Origin of the sequence: Acidovorax sp. HMWF018 (assembly GCF_003061035.1) — a bacterium.
Lineage (GTDB): Bacteria > Pseudomonadota > Gammaproteobacteria > Burkholderiales > Burkholderiaceae_C > Acidovorax > Acidovorax delafieldii.
Genome location: NZ_QAIM01000526.1, coordinates 1 through 554, shown reverse-complemented (window position 1 = coordinate 554; position 554 = coordinate 1). Strand labels below are relative to the sequence as shown.

1 protein-coding gene and 1 pseudogene are annotated in these 554 nt (G+C 65.3%); both read left to right on the top strand.

Features of this window, described 5'->3' with window-relative positions; translation table 11 throughout:
• Positions 1 to 285: pseudogene (locus DBR23_RS31505) on the top strand (TRAP transporter small permease); the annotation flags it as partial.
• 2 nt (positions 286 to 287) lie between these two features.
• Positions 288 to 554 (top strand): TRAP transporter large permease subunit (locus DBR23_RS22275; RefSeq protein ID WP_199227779.1); only part of this gene is annotated, 267 nt, incomplete at its 3' end.

Here is a 554-nt window from a genome sequence, read left to right as displayed (position 1 = left end):
GCCTTTACCAGCCTGGCTGGCCTGCTGGCCAAGCGCCCGGTGGCCTTTGGCCTGCTGACGGCCGTGATCCGGTTGCTGGTGATCAGCGCCAGCGCGATGCTGGCCTGGGGGGCCTGGCAGCAGGTGGTGGTGGGCATGGGCAGCCGCTCGGTCGTCATGGCCTACCCGGCGGCGCTGCTGCCGTTGCCAGCCTTTTTGTGCGCGGTGGCCATTGGTGTGATGGCAACCATCGAATTGATTCAACGCAAGCCGCTGGACCTCGGTCATGGCGCTGAGGTGGAGTGACCATGGGACCCGAAGCGCAGGCTTTTCTTGTTTTTTCGCTGGGCATGCTGGTGCTGATGGGCACGGGCATGAACATGGGCTTGGCCCTGGTGCTCACGGGCGCAGGCATGGCCTGGGTGCTCGACTTCTGGGATGCGCAGTTGCTGGCCCAGAACCTGGTGGCGGGTGTGGACAGCTTTCCGCTCCTGGCCGTGCCCTTCTTCATCCTGGCGGGTGAGTTGATGAACTCCGGCGGCATCAGCCGCCGCATCATCGACATGGCGCAGGCC